The 21,195-nt window shown below is 70.2% G+C and carries 12 protein-coding genes and 3 pseudogenes; 10 read left to right on the forward strand and 5 right to left on the reverse strand.

Annotation, left to right across the window (positions count from 1 at the left end):
* The first annotated feature begins 589 nt into the window (after window positions 1-589).
* The 5 genes and pseudogenes from VS93_RS10080 (at window position 590) to VS93_RS10095 (ending at window position 12,132) form a co-directional block, all read left to right on the forward strand.
* Entirely contained in the window at window positions 590-2,086 is a 1,497-nt protein-coding gene (locus VS93_RS10080) for an acyltransferase domain-containing protein (RefSeq protein WP_046469705.1), read from the forward strand.
* 52 nt (window positions 2,087-2,138) lie between these two features.
* Window positions 2,139-2,876: pseudogene (locus VS93_RS31375) on the forward strand (SDR family oxidoreductase); the annotation flags it as partial.
* Between the two features lie 164 nt (window positions 2,877-3,040).
* Complete coding sequence (locus VS93_RS32735; protein WP_275451688.1) at window positions 3,041-8,248, forward strand: SDR family NAD(P)-dependent oxidoreductase; 5,208 nt, start codon at window positions 3,041-3,043, stop codon at window positions 8,246-8,248.
* A 266-nt stretch (window positions 8,249-8,514) separates the two neighbouring features.
* On the forward strand, window positions 8,515-10,659 hold the full coding sequence (locus tag VS93_RS10090; protein ID WP_052745656.1) for a KR domain-containing protein: 2,145 nt from the start codon (window positions 8,515-8,517) through the stop codon (window positions 10,657-10,659).
* A 63-nt stretch (window positions 10,660-10,722) separates the two neighbouring features.
* On the forward strand, window positions 10,723-12,132 hold the full coding sequence (locus tag VS93_RS10095; protein WP_052745657.1) for a cytochrome P450: 1,410 nt from the start codon (window positions 10,723-10,725) through the stop codon (window positions 12,130-12,132).
* 200 nt (window positions 12,133-12,332) lie between these two features.
* Here VS93_RS10095 and VS93_RS10100 read toward each other — a convergent pair whose 3' ends face one another.
* The 4 genes and pseudogenes from VS93_RS10100 to VS93_RS10115 all read right to left on the reverse strand — a co-directional run bounded on the left by VS93_RS10100 (window position 12,333) and on the right by VS93_RS10115 (window position 15,356).
* The gene (locus tag VS93_RS10100) at window positions 12,333-13,088 is read right to left on the reverse strand and encodes a tetratricopeptide repeat protein (RefSeq protein WP_052745658.1); all 756 of its coding nucleotides are present in this window, start codon (window positions 13,086-13,088) and stop codon (window positions 12,333-12,335) included.
* A 130-nt stretch (window positions 13,089-13,218) separates the two neighbouring features.
* Complete coding sequence (locus VS93_RS10105) at window positions 13,219-13,677, reverse strand: hypothetical protein (protein WP_046469706.1); 459 nt, start codon at window positions 13,675-13,677, stop codon at window positions 13,219-13,221.
* Window positions 13,678-14,251: 574 nt separating this feature from the next.
* Window positions 14,252-14,779 (reverse strand): TetR/AcrR family transcriptional regulator, encoded by a 528-nt coding sequence (locus VS93_RS10110; RefSeq protein ID WP_046469707.1) that lies wholly within the window; start codon window positions 14,777-14,779, stop codon window positions 14,252-14,254.
* Window positions 14,776-15,356: pseudogene (locus VS93_RS10115) on the reverse strand (DUF4166 domain-containing protein). The gene VS93_RS10110 and the pseudogene VS93_RS10115 overlap by 4 nt, the downstream one beginning before the upstream one ends.
* Before the next feature lie 676 nt (window positions 15,357-16,032).
* On the opposite strand from VS93_RS10115, the pseudogene VS93_RS10125 reads away from it, so the two are divergent.
* The 5 genes and pseudogenes from VS93_RS10125 to VS93_RS10145 form a co-directional block, all read left to right on the forward strand.
* Window positions 16,033-16,652 (forward strand): annotated as a pseudogene (locus VS93_RS10125) (nitrate- and nitrite sensing domain-containing protein); the annotation flags it as partial.
* Between the two features lie 738 nt (window positions 16,653-17,390).
* Window positions 17,391-18,152: an ATP-binding protein gene (locus VS93_RS32920; RefSeq protein WP_338022718.1), complete on the forward strand. Its 762-nt coding sequence runs from the start codon at window positions 17,391-17,393 to the stop codon at window positions 18,150-18,152.
* The gene (locus tag VS93_RS31405) at window positions 18,149-18,556 is read left to right on the forward strand and encodes a roadblock/LC7 domain-containing protein (protein ID WP_046469710.1); all 408 of its coding nucleotides are present in this window, start codon (window positions 18,149-18,151) and stop codon (window positions 18,554-18,556) included. Before VS93_RS32920 ends, VS93_RS31405 begins: the two co-directional genes overlap by 4 nt.
* Entirely contained in the window at window positions 18,553-18,948 is a 396-nt protein-coding gene (locus VS93_RS10140; RefSeq protein ID WP_046469711.1) for a DUF742 domain-containing protein, read from the forward strand. The genes VS93_RS31405 and VS93_RS10140 overlap by 4 nt, the downstream gene beginning before the upstream one ends.
* Window positions 18,929-19,555 carry a GTP-binding protein gene (locus tag VS93_RS10145; RefSeq protein ID WP_046469712.1) on the forward strand — a complete coding sequence of 209 codons (627 nt, stop codon included), beginning with the start codon at window positions 18,929-18,931 and terminating at the stop codon, window positions 19,553-19,555. The genes VS93_RS10140 and VS93_RS10145 overlap by 20 nt, the downstream gene beginning before the upstream one ends.
* 584 nt (window positions 19,556-20,139) lie before the next feature.
* Here VS93_RS10145 and VS93_RS10150 read toward each other — a convergent pair.
* Window positions 20,140-20,475: a hypothetical protein gene (locus tag VS93_RS10150; protein WP_046469713.1), complete on the reverse strand. Its 336-nt coding sequence runs from the start codon at window positions 20,473-20,475 to the stop codon at window positions 20,140-20,142.
* Window positions 20,476-21,195: the final 720 nt, after the last annotated feature.

A 21,195-nucleotide genomic window follows, 5' to 3' on the forward strand; every position in this document is an offset into this window, starting at 1 on the left:
CCGCGCGGCGGCTCCCAGGGGACCGCCACCCGGCCGGAGATGCGGTCTCTTTCCACGGGGCGGCACGGCCTCGACCGGGAAACGCAGAGGCCGGATCCGACGGCGCCCCGGAAAGCAGCGGAACCGTCCGGGCGGCTCCGCAAAAACGGCTGCGGGCCACCGCATAGTCTGTAGCGTTCCGAATATTTTCCCACGGAGCCCCGCCTTGGCCGCGCCCAACATGTGCGACTGTTTGATGAAACACCGGCCGGTAGACCGCGTACGCACGCACCGGCGATCCCGTCGACCTCACCTGACATGGGGATAATCAGGAATCCGCAGCTCAGGAAGCATTTACCGCGAATTCCCGCAGCCGCGGCAGAAGAATCCCTCCCCGTACACAGTATTCTCGGAGAAGTAGACCGGCCCCCCGGATAACGAACCCGGTGTTTTCAAGGTCACACACGATTCAATGTCTTCAGCATCACATCCAAACGGCGCTTGGCGAACACCACACAAAGGAAACGACATCTCCTCTTAAAGCTGGTTTAAGGTTGCCGGCGATAGCGTCCCATTCATCTAGGACGAACTTCCAGGAAAGAGAAACGAGATGCCCGAGCGCTCTTCCGCCACCCCCCGGCTTGCTGTCCTCTTCCCGGGCCAAGGAGGCTTCGACGGTGCGGCACTGCGTGCGGCACACGCCCGCTATCCGCAGGCCCGCCGGACCCTGGACCGGATCGACACCGTGACGCACGACCTCCACTCGCGACGGCTCTCCGACATCCTGGTCGGCCCGCACCCGGTCGAGCTGGCCGACCTGCTCCGCGACGAGCCGTGGGTGTCCCAGCTGGCCATCTACGCCGCCGGCCTGATCGCCTACGAGGCCATGACCGACCACGGCGTACGGCCGGACGTCCTGAGCGGACACAGCCTGGGCGAGATCACCGCGCTGGTGGCGGCCGGGGCGTACTCCGTCGAGGACGGGGCGCGGATCGTCGACCGGCGGGTGGCGGCGATCCGGGGGTCGGGCCTCGCCGAGGGCCGCATGGTGGCGCTGTCGACGGGCGCGGAGCGCGCCCGAAGGATCCTGACTCTGCTGGAAGACCCGATGCTGGCGGTCGCCACCGAGAACCACGACGAGCAGACGGTGGTCAGCGGGCCCTCCGAAGCTCTGGAGCGGGTGCAGGCTATCGCCGGCCAGCTCGGCATCGGCGCCGTCCCGCTGGACGCGGGGTTCCCGTTCCACACCCCGGTACTGGCCCCGGCCGCGCCGCGCTTCGCCTCCCAGGTGCGCGGGATGGAGCAGCACGCTCCCCGGATCCCGGTGTTCTCCCCCATCCTGCAGCGGTACTACGAGCCGGACGACACACTGGCCGACCTGCTGGCGGAGCACTTCACCACGCCGGTGAAGTTCGCCGACGGGCTGCGCCGGCTGCACGCCGACGGGCACCGCGTGTTCGTCGAGGCCGGGGGGCACGCAGCGCTGTCGAAGCTGGTGGGCCGGGTTCTCGCGGACCCGGAGGCGCCGGCTCTATCCACACTGGCACTCGCCGGCGGCGACCGGATCGCGCTCGACGGGACACTGGCCGAGCTGCGGAAGGCCGGTCTGGCCACCGCCGGCAGCGGTGCGAGCCTGGCGGCGCAGCTGGCTCCGGGAGTGTCCGAGGAGATCTTCGACGCGTTCTGGGATGCGCACGGCGCCGAGATCATCGAGCTGGTCCAGGACCAGCTCAGCACGTTCCAGGCCACGGCCGCCGACGAGGCGGAGCCGCAGCTCGCCGAGCCCGAGCCTTCCGCCGCCGAGGCGCCGGCGGCCGCGCTGATGGACCGCGACGAACTCTTCGCCGAGGTGCGGGCCATGTTCGCGGAAGCGCTCGAATACCCGGAGGAGGTCTTCACCGGCGAGGTCCTCCTGGAGGCGGAACTCGGCATCGACTCGGTCAAGCAGGTGGAGCTGCTGTCCCGGATCTCGCAGCGGTACGGGCTCCCTCCCCGGCAGCCGGGCTTCAGCCTCGCCGACTACGACACGATGGACAAGGTCGTCGACTTCGTCCTGGCCCAACTGGGGGACCGGCCGAACGAGCAGCCCGTTGCAGCCTCCGCCTGAGGCTGCATCCGCCTGCCGCCCCTGATCGAGAACTCCCAGAGGAAGAACCGCCATGACGGATCTGACCGGAAAGCTGGCCCTGGTGACAGGGGGAGCGAAGAACGTCGGGAAGGCCATCGCCGAGAAACTCGCCGAACGCGGGGCGCACGTCCTGCTGAACTACTTCCACTCGCACGAGGAGGCGAAGCGGACACGGGCCGAGCTCCTGGCCACGGGCGCCCGGGTGGACCTGATCAGGGCCTCGGTGGCCCGCCAAGACCAGGTCGACCGAATGTTCGCGGAGATCGAGGAGCGGTACGGCCGCCTGGACATCCTCGTCAACAACGCCGCCAACGGAGCGCTGCTGCCGCTGGACGAGATCACCGATGAGCATCTCGACAAGGCGCTCGACACCAACTACAAGGGCGGGCTGCGCTGCGCGCGCGCCGCGGCCCCGCTGATGGCCCGGCAGGGGGGCGGGGCGATCGTCACCGTCTCGGCCCTCGGCGGCTCGCAGATGGTGATGTCGAACTACCTCGCCTGCGCCCCGGCGAAGGCGGCCGCCGAGGCGGCGACACGCTACCTCGCGGTGGAGTTCGCCCCGCTCGGTATCCGGGTCAACACCGCCTCCGCCGCGATGCTCGGCAGCGAGGTCGCGGACAAGTTCCCCGACGCGGGGCAGATGCAGGAGGTGATCAGGGACGCGACCCCCTTCGGCCGGCTCGGGACCGCCGAGGAGTTCGCCGACGTCGTCGCCTTCCTGGCCTCGGACGACTCGCGATGGATCACCGGGCAGGTGATCCTCGCCGACGGCGGCCTGTCCCTGGGCGCGAGCTGCTGTCACCGCCGAGCCGGCCGGACACGGGGGCCCGGCCGGTCGCCACGGACCAGCCCACAGCGGACCTCGGCGTCGCCGGCGCCTCCGACGCGGCCGACATCCCCGAGGACATCGACGACGAGATCGCCGTGGTCGGGATGGGACTCGCGGTCGGCGGGGCCAACAGCCCGCAGGAGTTCTGGAGGTTACGGACAGCGGGGCGCGAGCTGTTCACCCAGGCTCCCGAGGACCGCTGGGAGACCGCCAGCTTCGCCGCCACGGACGCCGACGAGGAGGACAAGGCCTACCAGCAGGCCAGCGTGTTCATCACCGGTTTCGATCCGGCCGAAGGCACCGTCGAGGACCCGGCCGGCGATGCCCCGGACCATGAGCTGACCACCCAGTGGCTGCGCCACTCGCTGGTCCAGGCACTGGACGGCGTGCACCGGCGGGAGGAGCACCGCTACTCCTTCAACGTGGGCTACACCCCCGACGGCAGCCAGCACCTGGAGGAGGCCTGCGTGCTCGGCGGCACCACCCGCCTGGCCCACGGCGCCCTCGACGAGATGGACCTGCCCGCCCAGGAGGAGGAGCGCCTGCGCGGCGAGATCGACCGGGCACTGTCCGCCAGGTACCAGCGCGGGCGGGCCGAGCCGTCGCGTTTCCTGCCGCACCAGGTCGGCCGGCTCGCCATGCGCGGTCTGCTTCCGCCGCGGACGGAGGTGCAGATGGTGGACACCGCCTGCTCCTCGTCGCTGTACGCGATCGACATCGGCATCAAGGACCTGCTGATGGGCAGGCAGGACGTCGCCGTCTGCGGCGGCGCGTTCGCGGTGGGCCCCCGCGGCTCCGTGCTGTTCTCCAAGCTCCAGGGACTGTCCGAGCGCGGTGCGGTGCACGCCCTGGACCAGGACGCCGACGGCGTGGTCTTCTCCGACGGCGCGGGCGTGGTCGTGCTCAAACGGCTGCGCACCGCTCTGGCGGACGGCGACCGGGTGCTGGGGGTGCTCAAGGCGTGCGGCACCTCCTCCGACGGCAAGGGCAAGGGCATCTACGCCCCGAATCCGCACGGCCAGGCGCTGGCCCTGCAACGGGCGCTGTCCGGTGAAGGGGCCGCGGGGAACGGCCTCTGCGGCCGGGACGTGGACTGGATCAACGCCCATGCCACGGGTACACCCGCGGGCGACCTCGCGGAGTTCAGCACGCTGCGCAAGCACTACGGTGTCGACCGCACGGCCGTCGTCACCTCGAACAAATCGCTGATCGGGCACACCGGTTGGGCCGCGGGCGTGGTGTCGCTGATCGAGACGCTGCTGGCCATGGAGCACGAGCGGATCCCCGGCCAGTACCGGTTCAACGCGCCGCGCGACGAGTTCCGGATGGCGGAGACGGAACTGGAGATCACCTCGGCCGCGCGGGACTGGCCGGCCGAGGAGGGGCGGCAGCGCACCGCCGCTGTCTCGGGGTTCGGCTTCGGCGGGACCAACGCCCACCTAATCGTCGCGGAGCCCGCCCCGGGGGCGGGCTCCGCGGCAGCCCCGCGGGCTCTGGCGAGCGCGCCGCCGTCCGACCGGGCCCCGGACCGCGGCGGCAGAGTGGCGATCGTGGGCTGGTCGGCCCACCTGCCGGGGCTGTCCTCCCACGAGGAGCTGCGGGAGTGGCTCGGCGGAGGGCGCGGCCCGCAGAGCAGCTTCGGCGAGATCTATCCGGCGCCGCCGTTCAGCAAGGTCCGGCTGCCGCCCCGGACGGTGCGGACCATCGACCGGTGCCAGTTGATGATCCTGGAGTGCGCGCACGACCTGCGCGGGCCGATCACCGATTTCTGGCAGGAGCACGCGCAGCGGGCCGGGGTCTTCGTCGGTCACACGGGCCCGACCCGGGCGGGAATGCTGTTCGCCAACCGCTGCTACCTCGACGACATGGAGAAGGCACTGCGCGGCTCCCCGGTACTCGCCGGCTCGCCCGCCCTGCCCCGCGTCCTGGACCGGCTGCGGGAACGGGTCCGCGGACTGATCCCGCCCTCCAACGAGGACGCCTTCCCCGGAATGATGCCGAACGTCATCTCGGCACGGGTGGCCAACTACTTCGACCTCAACGGCCCCAACATGACGATGGACACCGGCTTCGGCTCCGCGCTGTCCGCTATCGGCACCGCCGGCCGCTACCTGCGCAGCGGCGAGCTCGACTTCGCGGTGGCCGGCGGCATCAACGGCAACAGCCTTCCGGAGTACCGGGAGCTGGTGTCGGGACTGCTGCCCGAAGGGGCGCAGATGCCGGATCTGGCCGAAGGGGCGTTCCTGTTCGCCCTGGCCACCGAGGAGGCGGCGCAGCGCGCCGGCCTGCCGGTGCTCGGCTACGTGGGGGAGGACCCGGCCGGGAGCGGCCGGGACACCACCATGGAGTGCGGTGCGCGGGCTCCCGAGCGCGCGCGCTTCCTGGGAGCCGCGGGCGGCCTGGCCGTGCTGGAGGCGCTGCACCGCCCGGCGGGCACGGTGAGCCTCTCCTGCGCCGCGGAGCAGGACAGCCTCGCCGGCGACGAGGTCGCGGCCGCGACCCGGCTGCGGCTGTCCGTCACCGGTGCCCTGGCCCCGGAGGAGCAGGCCGGCTCCCCCGCCGGGGACTCCGCTCCGCAGCGGGCCGCGGCGGACACCGGACAACCGGCCGCTGCCCCTGCCCCGGCCGCTTCCCAGACGGCGGCGCTCGCCGAACGGTTCACCCGGACCGACGAGTACGCGCCGGGAGAGCCGATCGAGGTGCACCGCCAGGTACCGGTCCTGTCGGCCGTCGCCGCCCGCCCGGTGCGGGAGCGGACGCCGTTCCTCCCTGACGGCGCGGTGGTGCTGACCGACACTCCCGAACTGCTGGCCGGGCCGACCGGTCGCGCCTCGAACCTCACGGTGATCTCAACGGCGCCGCTGGCCGAACGGCGTCCCGGGTGGCACCACCTGCCCGAGGTCACGCCGTCCGACGTCAGGAGCTGCCTGGCCGCCCTCGGGCGACCGGTGACCCACCTGCGGGTACTGAGCGACCTGACCCGTTCGACGCTGGCCGGGAACTCCCTGACCGGGGACGCGCGTTCCCTCCTCGCCCTGCACGACGCGGCCTACCTCGTGCTGCAGGAGACCTACGACGGCTTGCGCGCCGACGCGTCCTCGTTCGTTGCGCTGCTGCTCGGCGCCGCGCCGGAGGGGGTGCCCCACCCGTTCACCGGCCTCTTCTCCGGGCTGCTCAAGAGCGCGCACCTCGAACTCGACCCCTGCCTGAGCTTCGGGCTCTTCGTCTCGGGCTCCGATGTGCCGGCGGCGGTCCGGCTCGCCGAGGCGGAGAGCGCCGCCTCGCGGAACTACCCGATCGTGTTCGACATCGACGGCGTCCGGAAGAGCTATCTGCTTCGTCCGGAGCCGGTCGCCTTCGACGGCGGACCGCCGCCGGCCGCGATCGGCCGGGACTCCGTTGTGCTCGCGGTCGGCGGGGCCCGCGGGATCACCGCCGAGGTGCTCAAGGCGGTCGCCGAGCGGTTCGGGCCGAAGATCTACCTGTTCGGCAGCAACACGCTGGACGCCCACCCGCCGGAGACCTTCGCCGGAGACGACGAGGAGTTCGCCGCGGGGCGGGCCGCCTTCATCAAGGCCGAGCTGGCCAAGGGCGGGGGCAGGACCGTCGCGGAGATCAACCGCGCCTTCGACCGCATGTTGGACGCGCGCGTCGCCCGGCGCAACCTCGCCGCGATGGCCGCGCACAGCGGCGTCGACCGCGTCCGCTACCTCCCGTGCGACGTGCGCGACCCCGATTCCGTGCAGCGGGCCGTGGACCAGGTGCTCGCAGCGGAGGGGCGGATCGACCTGCTGGTCAACGCCGCCGGGCGCCAGCGGTCCTCGCTGATCAGGGACAAGGACTTCTCGGAGTTCACCGCCATCCGCGACCTGAAGGTGGCCGGCTACCGCAACCTGAAACGCGCCCTGCGGGACCACCCGCCGCGGCTGTGGTGCAACTTCGGATCCCTGCTCGGCTACTTCGGCCAGCTCGGCGAGGCCGACTACGCCGCGGGCAACGACTTCCTGGCCAGCGCCGCCACCTATGAGAACGCCGCGCCGGGCGGGTCCGAGGAGTTCACCATGGGGTGGACGCTATGGGACGCCGTCGGCATGGGTGCCGACAAGCTGACCAAGGCCTACTTCGAGCGGGCCGGCTCCTACAGCCACATGGCGGTGGCCGAAGGCGTGCACCACTTCGTCCAGGAGCTGCACGCCCCGGTCCGGCGCCCCTCGGTGGTGCACCTGGGAACCGCCGAACGGGGGACGGTCGAGCGCTTCTACCCCGGATACCTGGACACAGCGAACCAGGAGCCCGCGTTCCGGGACGCCCAGGCCCCAGACGAGGATCCGGCAACCCCCGGAAGCGAGGGCTTCTACCTGCGGCGGCTGGTGGCCTCGTACCGCGCCTCGGCGACCTTCGAATGCACGTTCAACCTGGAAACGGACAGTTACCTCACCCATCACACGGTGCAGGGCCAGCCGACGCTTCCCGGCACCTTCGTCACCGAGATCGCCGCCGAGGCCGCGCGGTACCTGGTGCCGGGCAAGCACGTCATCGCCTTCGAGGACCTGCGGTTCCAGCACTTCATGCGCGTCCGCCCGGGGACGGTCCCGGCGCCGAAGCGCATCCGGGCCGAGCTCCTCGGGGAGCGGGACGGCCTGAGCACGGTCGAGGTGCGGATCACCGAGGACATCGTCTCGCCGAGTGGCGTCCTGCTGCGTGAGGACCGGCCGCACTTCACCACCCGGGTGCTGCTCAGCGGCGACGTCCCGGCCGCGCCCCAGTGGGGGCCGTGGGACACCGCGGACGAGATCGAGGTGCCCGACCCCTACCACCAGCCGGCGTCGGGAGTGCGGCTCACCGGCCCGTTCGTCTCGACGGCACAGACCCGGCTGAACCCGCGGGGCAAGCGGGCGCGGTACGCGCCGTCGCCGTCCCTGGCCACCGACGCCGATGTCTGGCCGCGGTTCACCGTCCCCGCGATCCTGCTGGACGGCCTGGCCCGGCTCGGGGTGCTGGACCTGGTCGACGGCTACCTCGTGCCGATCGCCGCCCCATTGTCGATCCGCAGGATCGACCTTTACCGGCAGGGGAGTGACCACACCCTGGCCGCCGCCGGCGAGCCGATCGAGCTGTACGCGACACCGGCCGGGTTCGACATGGCGGCGGAGACGGTCAGCAACCGGTTCGTCGCCACGGGAGCGGACGGCCGGGTGCTCGTGCAGATGAAGGACATCAGGGCGACCGTGATCGGTCACATCGATAGCAAGACCGGCCGCACTTTCACACCGACCACGGCGGCCGAGGCGCCCGCCGCCGCACGCGGGTAGCGGGAGAGGGACGATCCCATGCACGAGACCATGGTGCACACCACGCAGAACACCGCGGCCGCCCAACCGGTGCAGCGGCTCGTGTGGCAGCTGACCGACCTGCGGCCGGTCGAGCCGGACCCGTCCCGGCTGGCCGGGATGCGCGTACTGGTGATCGGCGGAACGGATCCCGCCGCGCAGCGCGTCACCCGCGAACTGCGGCGGCACGGCGCGCACGCGCGCGCGGCGCCCCCGGACGCGGAGGAGCCGCACACGGTGAAGGGGCGGTGCCCGATGCGGTCGTCGACCTCACCGTGGACCGGCCGTTCTCCTCCACGGTGGAGGAAAACGCCTGGCGGGAGGCCTTCCAGCGCTCGGTCGCCGCGGTGCGCGCCTGCTACGAGGACTGGGCGGCCGAACACTCGGCCACCCGCCTCTGCTACCTGGCCGTGACCTATCTCGGCGGCGGAATGGGCTACCACGCCGAGGACGCGTTCGAGCAGCCGCTGGGCGGTATCTGGGCCGGCTTCGCCAAGACCCTGCACCGCGAACTGCCCAACTGCTACGCCCGGGTGGTCGACCTCGGCACCGAATCGGTGGAGCGGCTGCCGCGGATTGTGGCGGCCGAGCTGAGCCACCGCGGGAGGACCGAGGTCGGCTACCGGGACGGGCGCCGCCGCACCCTCACACCGAGACGGGTGCCGGTAGGTCGGCCCGCCCTCCACCTGGGCACGGACGACACCGTCCTGATCTCCGGCGGCGGTCGCGGGATCGGCTGGCAGCTCGCCCGGGAGCTGGCCCGCGACTTCGGCCTCCGGGTGATCGTGACCGGGCGCGAGGCCTTCCCCTCATCGGCCGAGCCGTGGTTCGGCTTGAGCGAGCCGGAACTGCGGGAGTACCAGCGCGGGCTGTGGTCCGCCCGCCGCGACGGCCGGAGCGTCGCGGAGATCCGCCGGGAGATCGACCGGACCGGCAAGCTGTGGGAACTGGCCTCGAACGTGACGGCTGCCCAGCGGGAGGGGCTGCGCATCGAGTACCTGGCGTGCGACTTCACCGACCGCGGCCAGGTGCGGGCGGTGCTGGCCCAGGTGGGCGGCGCACTCACCGGCGTCGTGCACAACGCGGGCATCGACACCGCCGTGCGGCTGCCCAAGAAGTCGGACGGCGAGATCCTGCGCACCGTCGAGACCAAGATCGAAGGGTTCCGCACCCTCTTCGAGGAGGTACGGGAGTCGGAGCTGAAGTTCTTCTGCAACGTCGGCTCCCTGACCGGTCGCCTGGGCGGCATGGTCGGCCAGATGGAGTACGCCGCGGCGAACGAAGGGCTCGCCCGGCTCGGCCTGTGGGCGCGCCGCCGGACCCGCTTTCCGGTGATGACCCTGTGCTGGCCCACCTGGGACCGGATCGGGCTCATCACGAACTTCTCGGCGAGCCTGCGCTACATGGCGCCGCTCGACGTCCAGGAGGGCCTGGCCAAGTGGCGGCGGGAGTTGGCCGCCGGCTCCGACGGCGAGGTCGCGTTCGTCGGCTACCTGGGCAAGGGGCTCTCTCCCAGCCAGGCGGTCGGCTTCCCGGCCGTTCCGGAGCTGCCCGGGTTCGACCAAGCCTACCCCAAGATCTTCCACCTCGGGGAGGTGCTCGACCACCAGCCGAACACCTTCCTGCGGTCGGTGTTCACCGTGCACCGCGACTGGGCGCCGGTCGCCGCCGACTTCCTGGTCGAGGGCGCCGAAGCGCTCCCAGTGAGCGTCCTGCTGGAGAACGCGGCACGGGCCGCGGAATGGGTGCTGCCGCCGGACGGGCCGCCGCTCGGCCTCAGCCGCATCGAAGCCGTCGTGGTCCCGCTCTCGCTCCTGAGGCTGCGCGACGCGGAGGTGCGGCTGGAGCGCGAGGTGCGCGGCGAGTACCGCGGACACCAGTGGGTGGTCGAGGCGACCTTCCGCCGCGCCGGCGAGGAGGGCGGGCCCGAAGCCCGGCTCCGCCTCGTCCACAGCCCGCCGGACGGCCACGACCCCCCGGCGCCGACCGAGCGGCCGGACACCCAGGTGCGGACCTGGCGCACGGGCACGCCCGCACTGCGCTGGCGAGGGGTGGTGATTCCCTCGGCGGACTGGCACCAGGACCCGGCCAAGCGGCTGGTCGCCGAGGTCCGGCCCTGCGCGGACGCCGATCTGTGGGTGAGCCCGTTCGTGCCGCGCGCGACCGTTCCCGTGGCCGCGCTGGAGAACATCCTGCGCGCCACCACCCACCAGGGCGGGGGGCTCTCGGTGTCGAACGACCCGTTGATCGTCGGGGACATAGTGCTGCACGGGCCGCAGCGCGGCGACTGCCGGATCACGGGAGACCCCGCGCTCGGCGTGTGGAAGGCCGCCGACGCGGCCTCCGGAGAGCCCGTGGTCACCATCACCGGCCTGACCGGCCCGCGGAACTGAGCCACCGCATACCGGAAACGGCGTCCGGCCGCGGCCGGACGCGAGAACGAAACGAGTACACACATGACACGAGACACGAAGACCGCACAGCCGAACCGCACCCCCGTCACCCCCGCCCCTGGCCCCCGAGGTCTCCCGCTTCTGGGCAACCTCGGCCCGTGGCAGCGGAACACCGCGCAATTCCTGCTGGACCTGCAGCGCGACTACGGCGATATCGTGCGCATGAAACTCGGTCCCCTGACCGTCCACCAGGTGAGTGACCCGATCGCCGTGCGGCACATCCTGGTGGACAACAACCAGAACTACGGCAGGGGGCTGCTCTACGACCAGTTCAAGCTGGTGATGGGGGAGGGCCTTCTCACCTCCGACGGCGATTTCTGGCGCGGCCACCGCCGCGCGGTCCAGCCGGCCTTCTTGAAGAGCGCCATGGGCGCGGTCGCCCCCAACGTCGTCCAGGCCACGGCCGAGATGCTGGACACCTGGGAAGTCAAGGCGCGAACGGGCAAGCCCATCGACCTGCTCGGCGAGATGCTGCGGCTGACCCTCGTCACGCTGAGCCGTTCGCTGTTCGACCACGACGTGAAGCCCTCGACACAGGAGCTCAAGCAGCTCGCGGACGGTGTCGTCGAGGTGATGTTCAAGCGCGGGACCGTCTCCGAGCTGCTTCCCTCCTGGTTGCCGACCGCACGCAACAAGAAGATCGCCCGGATCGACGAGATCCTGGAGCGGGTCGTCCGGGAGGTGCGCGACAGCCACACCGTCTCCGGCGGGGGTTTCCTCACCTCGCTGATGAAACAGGCCGTCGACCCGGTCACCGGTGAGCACTGGACGGACCGGGAGATCCGCGACGAACTAGTGACCATCTACCTGGCCGGGCACGAGACCACCGCCGTCGCACTGTTCTGGACGCTGGTGTCCCTCGCCGAGCACCCCTGGGCCAAGGAGGAGCTGAACAGCGAGATCGACCAGGTCCTCGGCGGCGCCCCGCCGAACATCGAGACCGTCGACTCCCTTGACTACACCCGGATGGTGATCGAGGAGAGCCTGCGGCTGTATCCCCCCATCTGGGCCTACCCGCGCGGCGCGCTCGGGGACGACACCGTGGGCGGCCACAGCATCCCGGCCGGTTCCAACGTGCTGCTCTCGCCGCTGGTCTCCCACCGCAATCCGCGCTACTGGGAGAACCCGGACACGTTCAACCCTCTGCGCTTCGCTCCCGCGGCGGTCCGGAAGCGGCCCCGCATGGCCTACTTCCCGTTCGGCGGAGGGCCCCGGCTGTGCGTGGGCCAGCTTATGGCGATGCTGGAGCTGCGCATGATCATCAGCATGATCAGCCAGCGGTTCGAGCTCAGTCTGACCCCGGACGCCGACCTCGCCTACGGCGCTCCCCTGATCTCGCTGCGTCCGCACCAGGACGTAATGGTCCGGTTGCGCCCGCGTACCCGGACCGCCGGTCCGGTGATCGCCGGGTAAGGCGCGCTCCCGCCTTCCAGGTACCGTCCGCCGCGGCGGACGGCGTCGAGGATGCCGGGCGTGTACGCGCGGGCGGGCGGTGCGGCCCCGGGGCGGGAAAGGGAGACCCCAGCGCGTACCGAGCGTAGTCGTCAGGGTTTGGACGGGTCTTCCGGGCTTCCGCGAACATCGTGCCCCGCGCCCGCGGTGAACATGTCGCGCTAAGCGAGGGGCTTCAGTGGCCCGGTCCCGCCTCTGGTGTAGCCGTGCCGGTTCTGGATGCTGCCGAGACCTTGGGCGATGGCGTGCCGGCGGTGGTCGTCGGTTGCGGCGTACAGCGCTACCGCGCGCCCCAGAGCGGCGGCCGCATCGCGTTCCTGCTTGTTGTCGCGCAGCGCCAGCCCGAGACCATGCCACGCCCTGGCTTCGCGGTGGTGATCTCCGACCTCGGCGGACAAGGTGCAGGCACGAGCGTGAACAGCGATAGCCTCCTCTACCCGCCCCACCTCTGCCAAAGCGAGACCGAGATTGGCGGCCGCCCGAGCCTCGCCATGACGGTCGTTGGTGCGGCGGGCGATGTGATAGACGGCCTCCCAGTTCTCGAAGTAGCGCCGCCAGTCAAGATAGGTGGCCAGGGCCCGGGGCAGGCTGGCGGCGATGGAGGTCAGGCCGTTGTGGTGGGCGGTCTCGACAGCGGTGATGAGGTTGGCACGTTCGGCGTCCAGCCGTGCCAGAGCCCGTCCGCGGTCGACGAACACTGCGGGGACAGGATCACCGGGGAGGGCACGCAGATGCGCATCGGCGTCCTGTGTCATAACGGTGTAGTAGGTGAGCAGCCGATCGCGGGCCTGAAAGCGATCGGGAGGTGCGGCGGGGTGGTGGCGGGCATAGTCGGCGAGGAGCGGGTGCATCGACCACCGGCCGTGCGGATGGTCGATGAGCAGGTGCGCGGCAGCCAGGTCCTCCAGCGTTTTCATGGAAGGTCCCATGGCCGAAATTGATGTGCCCGCCGCCGTGGGACGGGGCGCCAGGGGGATGATCCATTGAGTGACCTGCTTATTTTCTCCAGACGGGAGACCGCCTCGGTCTGGCCTACGATGACAGGACCTATGCGTGGGTCGTGCCCGTTACCGGTCCCTCGAAGATCGCGTTGCTGAAGTCGATGTGATCGCCGCTGTAGCTGATGGCGCTGACCCCGCCTGCGATGGTGTGGGCCTGGATCACGGGACCGGAGGGTTTCGTCTCCATCGTGTTGGACACTCCGGCCTCATCCTGCCGGGAGGCGAACTCGTCGAGGATGGCGCGCACCTCCCCAGCGACGGCGGGAGTAGCGGTGAGCAGGCGGCGCAGCCGGGTGCACCACTCGACCTCCACATCGACGGCCAACCCCCCGCTGCCCGTGACCTCGCCGCGCGCCTGTTCCAGCTCCGCCACCGCCGCCTCCCTGGCCGAACCGAACAGACCCGCGAACCGGTCGCGCGCCGCCTCCCAGCCTTCGGCGACCATGGCCCGAACCAGTGCCTTCGCCGCGTTCTCGGCCAATGCGAATGTCGTTGTCGAATCCATCCCGACCCCTTTACCTCTTTGGTGGTCCGCCCCGCTAAGTTGCGCCGCGAGGCATTGACGAATACGACAGGCTAGCCAGCCCGATTGGTTCCACACCCGCTAATTGCCACACTGTTGTCCTACTGCGGCCAACACGTCCAGCGACGCTCCTGTCCACTGACCGGGGAAGCGCGGAGCTATCGCGGCTCCTCCTCGCAAGAGGTGTCACAGATCGCTCCGGCCACCAAAACGTCCCACCGCTATGCCAGCCTCTGAGCCTGAAGGAAAAATAATCAGAAACGTTGTTTTTCAATAGAGCTCCCGGCAACCAGGGGCGCAGACGCCGCAGAAGAACAGGAATCCGGACCCCCCCCCCGGAGTATCGCCTTGTTTGGGCCGCCACACCCTGCCGCTGACAACCGGCCGATACACACCGGGCGCATATAGGAGAAATCCAACATTTCAACCAGAATCCGGACAAAGCATCCGAATCGATTTCAACGCGAATCACAAACCGAACGACGTTACTTTAATAATAAGAAAAATTCTCATGTTCAATGGGCGCCAGGAAGCATCCAGGAGGGGACTCCGTGGTTCAGCTCGGGGCGTCGCCCCGAGCGGCGACCGCCCGCCGCATCCGCATCCGGACCGCGCTCTGGGCCACCGGGCCGAGATCCTGCAGAGCGGTGACGAGGTGGCCGAGCTGTTCCAACGCCGCGAGCGCGCGCTGGGTCCCGTCCGGGTCCACGCCCTCGTAGAGCTCCAGACCGACGAACCCCGCGGCCAGGGCTCGGGACAGCCCGTGGACGTCGACGAGGCCGGCGAGCGTGGCGACATGGCCGGCCGCGCGCTCTTCCGCATGCAGTTCGCGTCCGAGGCGGAGGAGCTCGGTGAGCGTCTCCACCTCGGCGAACCGGGACCGGTAGCGGGCGACCCGCTGCTCGGCCCCGTACCGGCAGGCCGCCGCGAGCAGTTCGTCCACGCTGCCGAAGTAGTAGAAGATGAGCCCCTGGTTCACTCCGGCGGCCGCCGCGACAGAGCGGGCCGAGGTTTTGGCGATACCGTTCTCCACCAGCGTTTCAAGGGCGCCCGCCAGGAGCTTCGTGCGCGTCTGCTCGCTCATACGCGGGACTCCTCGCGTGCGGGGCGCAGGCCGGGGCGGAGCGCGCCGGCCAGGGCGACGTATTCGGCGGTAAAGGAGCCGTGGTACCCGAAGAGCGGGCCGAAACGCCGGTTGCCGACCGAGACCTGAACGCGGAAGCGGCCGGTCCTGTCGTCGTAGGACTCGCGGACCGTGGCACTGCCGCTGAGAAGCTCCGGAACGCGAACGTCGATGATCCCCTCGCGGAAGCGCTGCCGGCCCGAGCGGATGATGATCGCTCCCTCGTCGTCGACCCCGGCGTGGGGGTCACTGGCCAGGTGCTGGTGGGTTCCAAGGTAGTCGACGATACAGCCGCGCTCCGGGCTGAAGACCATGGTGGCGTCGAACCGCCGGGAACGGTCGGGGAAGGCGAACGTCCGCACGAAGGTGACGGTTTCCCTGCCGTAGGAGTCGCGGTAAGGGACGTTCTCGATTGTGAAGGGTACATCGCGGCCCGCCTTGGGGACCAGGATGTTGCGGCTGCCCCCAGAGCGAGGAAAGGCTCGACGAAGGAGCTGCCGTGCCAGACGCGGCCCATGGTGCCGCGTCCGATACACACCTCGCCGGCGCCGAGTCCGACGGAGAACCTGCGCTGGAGCTGGGGGGCAGCCGGTCGAAGTCGGTGCCGAGGGAGCGCTGGAAGAGCGAGGTGATTCGGACTCCAGGTGTGTGAGGAGGGTAGGCGGCGTCGCCGAGCCGCGCACTACGCCGCCACGGTCAGGGCGGCGCTTCCTTCCCGGGACCGAGGCGCGCGGGGCGCCCGGCGCTTGCGGACTCCCGTCCCCGGCGGCCGCCGGCCCCTTCCAGTGGCCCTTCTTGCGCCCGGCGCCGAACCCGATCCGCGAACGGAACGTGCTTTCCGATGAGGCTGTCCAGGCAAAAACTCATCGACAGAAAATGACTACTCTCCGCTTCTAGACATTCGCCGCGAAACCATCAGAGGATGCCCGCGTTCTCTAAAGTGAGCCGCTCCCCCTCCCGGGGTCCGCCTGCGATTCTCAGATTTGGGAGCAACGAAGCGCCATGCGCACCCCCCGCCTACGCTCCATCCGCGTCCGGATCTTCGCTCTTGTCCTGGTCCCCCTGCTCGCACTCGTACCGCTGTGGGGGTTCTCGGTTCTCGTGACGGCGCCGTCGGGGATGGACCTCCTCGCGTTCCAGCGACTGCAGCCCGAGGTCGGGGTTCCCACCGAAGGCTCGGCTCGGCCCTGGCGGCGGAGCGCCGAGCCGCCCTCGTGCACCTCGCGAACCCGGAAGAGGGAGGCGATGACTTCGCGGAACGGCGCGCGGAGACAGGGGAGGCGATGGAGAAATTCCGCACCGTGGCCGCCGCGGACGGCGTCCAGGACATCGCGCCTTCGAAGACCCGCGCGCTGACCGAGAAGATCCTCACCGACGTCGAGGAGCTCGGCTCCACCCGCGCCCTGGTCGAGGAGAGCACCGCGCGCTGGCAGGAGGTGTTCGACCTCTACACGGAACTGATCACCACGACCCACCGGATCCTGTCCTCGCTCACCTTCCTCGAGGACCTCGGCACCACCGAGGAACTGCAGTCGCTCGCCCGCACCACGGCCTCCCGCGACCTGCTCGCCCAGGAGGACGCGCTGCTCGCGGCGGGGATCGCGGAGGGCCGGCTCGACGCCGAGGCGCACAGCCGGTTCGTTCAGCAGATCGGAGCGGTCGAGGCGTCCTACGAAGCGCCGTCATCAACCTGCCCGAGCAGAGCCTCGAACGGTACCGGGCGATCACGGAAAGCCCCGCGGCCGAGCGGCTGCGCCGCATGGAGGACGCGGTCATCGAGGCCGGACCGGGCGAGGTCCCACCCGAGGTGACCGCGAGCTCCTGGGAGGCGGCGACCGGGAACGTCATGAACCAGGTCCGCGACCTGGAGCTCATGACCGCCGAGGATCTCCAGTACGCGTCGCTGCCGACCGCGACCGGCATCCTCGTCCGGGCCGGCGCCGCCGCGCTGGTCGGTTTCGCCGGTGTGGTGCTCTCCATCGCCTTCACGGTGCGCACCGGCCGCCGGCTCATCAAGGAGACCAGGGATCTGAAGACGCAGGTCCAGAAAGTCGCCGGCGAGCAACTGCCCAACATCGTCCGTCTCCTCCGCCAAGGGCACCCCCTCACCTCCGCCGACCTCGAACCGTCGGCGCCAGCGTTCGAGGCCCGCACGCGCGAACTCGACGAACTCAACCGGGCGTTCGACGAGGCCAGGATGGTCGCCATCCAGTCGGCGACGGGCGAGGCCCAGCTGCGGGAGAACATCAACGACGTCGTCGTGAACCTGGCCCGGCGCAACCAGACCCTGCTGCACCGCCAGCTCAAACTCTTCGACCAGCTCGAACGCAGGGTCACCGACCCCGATGAGCTGGGGGACCTGTTCGTCCTGGACCACCTCGCCACCCGTATGCGCCGATACGCCGAGAGCCTGCTGATCCTGACGGGGGCCAAACCGGGGCGGGTGTGGAGCAGGCCGATGCCGGTCCAGGACATCGTGCGCGCCGCGAGCACCGAGGTGGAGGACTACCACAGGGTCACCGTCCTACCGATGCCGCCGACGCGGATCGCCGGCAACGCCGTCACCGACGTCATGCGGCTGCTCGCCGAACTCATCGAGAACGCGACCCAGGCCTCCCCGCCCACCAACGACGTGTCCGTCCGCGGATTCGACGTCGCCAACGGCTTCGTGATCGAGGTGGAGGACAGCGGCCTGGGGCTGGGGAAACGGGCCCTCGCCGACGCGAACGCGCTGCTGGCCGACCCGCCGGAGCTGGACCTCGCCAAACGCACCGAACTCGGCCTTTTCGTGGTCGGCACGCTCGCCAAGCGCCACGGCGTGAAGGTGCGCCTGCGCGAATCCCCGTACGGGGGGATCACCGCGATCGTCCTGCTCGGCCGCACGATCCTCACCGAAGGTCCCGCCATCAGGGGGAACGAGGAGGAGCAGCGCGAAGGCTCCGCCGAGGGTCCGCCCGCGGCGGAGACACGCCCTTCGGTATGGGCGCCCCCGGAGCAGCCCGCCTTGGAGCGCGGCTCCGCCCACCGCAGCGGGACCGCACCGGCCCCGCCCCGACCGGAAGGCGTCCCCGGCGGGCGCCTCCCCGACACCGGCGGCCGGCTGCCGCGGCGCGTCCGCCAGGCCAACCTGGTCCCACAGCTCCAGGACGCCCCCGAGGAGACGGCCACCGGGCCCGCGGAGCCCCAGGAAAGGTCACCGGAACAGACGCGTTCCATGATGTCCGCGCTCCAGTCCGGCTGGACCCGCGGGCGCAACGAAGAACCCGATCAGCAGCACCCCACGGGCGATCCGCCCTCGCAGAAGGAACACGACAATGCCGGGGGAGACCAGTGAACGCACCCGCCACATCGATCAACTGGTTGCTTGACACGCTCGTTGAGCAGGTCCCAGCAATCCGCAACGCCATCGTGCTGTCGAACGACGGTATGCTCATCGGCACCTCGGAGGATTTCGACCGCGACGACGGCGAGCACCTGTCGGCCCTCGCCTCCAGCTTCCAGAGTCTGGCGCGCGGCACCAGCAGACACTTCGACAGCGGCAGCGTCCGCCAGACCATCGTGGAGATGGACTCGACCTTCCTGTTCGTGATCGACGCCGGGGACGGTGCCTGCCTGGCGGTTCTGGCCGGTTCCGACGGAGACCTGGGACTGATCGCCTACGAGATGGCGCGCCTGGTGAAGCGGATGGGTGAGCACCTGTCCGTCGAGGTGCGCACTTCCGACCGCCCGACCCAATGAGGACCGGGCACGGCGCCCGCGACCACGAGGGCTCCGAATGGCTGGACGACGAAGCCGGGCCGCTGGTCCGGAACTTCGCCGTGACGCGCGGACGGACCCGGCCGACGCGCAGTTTCGCCATGCTGGCCGTCGTGCGGACCGTGGCCCCCGAGATCGACACCGATCCGAGGCTCTTGGGACCGGAGCACCGCTCGGTCCTGCGGCTGTGCCGCCGGCCCAAGGTGGTGGCCGACCTCGGTTCCGAGCTCGACCTTCCCGTGAGCGTGCTGCGCGTCCTCCTCGGCGACCTCCTCGACCACGGACTGGTGGTGATCCACGAACCCGACCGGTCGGACGAGCGCCCCACCATCCATACCCTCAGGGAAATACTCGATGGACTCAAAGCACTCTGATCGGCCCGCCGACGACTCGGACGCCCGGCCCTTGAGAGCGTTGAAGCTCCTGGTGTCCGGCGGTTTCGGTGTCGGAAAGACCACCTTCGTCGGCAGCGTCAGCGAGGTACGCCCACTGCGCACCGAGGAGGACCTCACCCAGGCGGGGGTGGGTGTGGACGACACCAGCGGTCTCGAGGACAAGAGCACCACGACCGTCGCGCTCGACTACGGCCGGATCAGCATCCGCGACGACCTCATCCTCTACCTGTTCGGTACCCCGGGGCAGGACCGGTTCTGGTTCATGTGGGACGAACTGGCGCGCGGCGCCCTCGGCGCGGTGGTCATCGCGGACACCCGGCGGCTGGAGGTCTCCTTCCAGGCGATCGACTTCTTCGAGAAGCGCGGGATCCCGTTCGTCGTCGCCGCCAACCGGTTCGACGACGCCGAGGACCACCCGTCCGGCGAGCTCGCCGAGGCCCTCGACCTCGACCCGGGCGTTCCCGTCCTCTCCTTCGACGCCCGCAGCCGCACCTCCGGGAAACAGGTACTGGTCACCCTGGTCCGCAACCTGATCGCCAACGCGGGCTCCACCCACACCGACGCCCACCCGGACAGCGGTTCGTGATGCTCGGCGGTTAGCCTCCCCGGCCCATCCCCGCGTGCGCGGGGAGCAGAAATCGGTGCCCAACGGGTTGTAGGTGGTCCGGGGACCATCCCCGCGTGGGAGGGGACGGGGTTCGGGGCGTCATCCTATCGGGGTGGCGCCCTTTCGCATGTCACGACCGGTGGTGTTGACCTGCGGCGATACTGCGGCCAGGGTGAGCGGTCGGTGGTGGTGTTGCATGCGTGGGCGTCCATAGGCGTCGTTGCTTAACCTTCGCGGGCCATACACGGGCCAGGAACGCTGTTCCTTGGGCCTCGGGTGCGACGCTGTGACCTGGGGTCGAGGCGAACGTTGCGGTGTGGCTTGATGCCGCGCCGTGGCGTGCCCGCGCTTTGTTCGGTGTCGGTGGGCTGGGCGGTGTGAGCGGCGGTGAGGGTGGACGGATCCGGCCACGCAGAGCGCATCGTGGCGGGAGGATCGGGGCCATCAAGCTTGGTGGCGAGGTGCGGGCCCTTGGGCTCCACCGCGTTTTTCCGTACCCGGCCTCGATCCGTCGGGCCCCGCCGCGAGGCGCGAACGTGGACAGATCCGGTACGCCCGCCCCTTCATCGCGGGCCCGGTTCCTGCGGTGGGGGCGGTTGGTCACCAGTCAGGGGGCCGCGCCGGCGGTATGCCTCATCGAGCCTGCGGTTGGCCTCGTTGGCGTCGGTGCGCTGATGCTCGGCGGGGCGCTGGGCGTCCCATACCGCGATGCCTTCGTGGAGGTCCTTGGTCTCAACCGGGCGTCCCAGAATCGCACTGGCCCGGTGTGCGGCGGTGCGCACCTGGTCGCGGGTGGTGTCGTCGTCGCAGTGGATGACGGTGCTTCCCCTGGTGTCCAGCTCTACGGCGAGTAGGCGGGCCTGGTGCTCCTGGCGCTCGTCGGCGGGCTGCTCCTGCATGAGGGGAGCCTACCCAGCTGTGTGCGCGAGCTTGCTGGTCGACTTGTCGATCGGCGGTGCGGATGCAGCGATCAGACCATGGGCGCGGTGCAGGCGCCCTGCGAGCACCCGACGAAGCCGGGCGCGCAGCAGGGATGTCCGCACAAGCGTCACGACCTATGGCCGACCCTGCGCGAACGTAGCGATGCCCGCCCGCGCGAAGCGCGGGCGGGCCTTGAAAAAAAAACCTGTCAGGGAAAATCATCACCGATCCACAATTGAGCGCAGAGGGTGCGCTACGCGGGAACTGGCACACCTCGGTACTCCACCCATGACTCGATAGCGGCAACCATCGCCTTACGCCACTCTGCCGGGTCCCGCTCCGCGAATGCGCGATGCATGCGCACTGTGGCCGCGACGAACACGTTGACCGCGTCCGGGTCGGCCTTTGTCCACGTGTCGCACTTCTGAGCCCAGGCTTCCGCGTCCTCCGGACTGTGGCCGGCCGCAACGAGTTGGACCACCAGGCCGCCGGATCGATGAAGCCTGCTCCGCGCGTTGGCCACGACCAATCAACGGCCCATGTGTCCGTTTTCCCGATCACGAAGTTACTCGGGTTGATGTCGGTATAGAGGAGCGTGTCCCCGCGAAGTAGAGCAGCTTCTGAGTCGTCTGCCGTGAAACGGTCCCAGCGGGTTTCCGGCCAGTCGTAGGCCACGTCGGGCAGCGGCAGGTTCCCAA

The organism is Allosalinactinospora lopnorensis, assembly GCF_000981225.1.
GTDB lineage: Bacteria > Actinomycetota > Actinomycetes > Streptosporangiales > Streptosporangiaceae > Allosalinactinospora > Allosalinactinospora lopnorensis.

Excerpts from the sequence above, each read along its gene's own strand:
- VS93_RS10080 (WP_046469705.1), top strand. The coding sequence starts at position 590 with ATGCCCGAGCGCTCTTCCGCCACCCCCCGGCTTGCTGTCCTCTTCCCG.
- VS93_RS32735 (WP_275451688.1), top strand. The coding sequence starts at position 3,041 with ATGGGACTCGCGGTCGGCGGGGCCAACAGCCCGCAGGAGTTCTGGAGG.
- VS93_RS10095 (WP_052745657.1), top strand. The coding sequence starts at position 10,723 with ATGACACGAGACACGAAGACCGCACAGCCGAACCGCACCCCCGTCACC.
- VS93_RS10100 (WP_052745658.1), bottom strand. The coding sequence starts at position 13,088 with ATGAAAACGCTGGAGGACCTGGCTGCCGCGCACCTGCTCATCGACCAT.
- VS93_RS10105 (WP_046469706.1), bottom strand. The coding sequence starts at position 13,677 with ATGGATTCGACAACGACATTCGCATTGGCCGAGAACGCGGCGAAGGCA.
- VS93_RS10110 (WP_046469707.1), bottom strand. The coding sequence starts at position 14,779 with ATGAGCGAGCAGACGCGCACGAAGCTCCTGGCGGGCGCCCTTGAAACG.
- VS93_RS32920 (WP_338022718.1), top strand. The coding sequence starts at position 17,391 with ATGCGGCTGCTCGCCGAACTCATCGAGAACGCGACCCAGGCCTCCCCG.
- VS93_RS10140 (WP_046469711.1), top strand. The coding sequence starts at position 18,553 with ATGAGGACCGGGCACGGCGCCCGCGACCACGAGGGCTCCGAATGGCTG.
- VS93_RS10145 (WP_046469712.1), top strand. The coding sequence starts at position 18,929 with ATGGACTCAAAGCACTCTGATCGGCCCGCCGACGACTCGGACGCCCGG.
- VS93_RS10150 (WP_046469713.1), bottom strand. The coding sequence starts at position 20,475 with ATGCAGGAGCAGCCCGCCGACGAGCGCCAGGAGCACCAGGCCCGCCTA.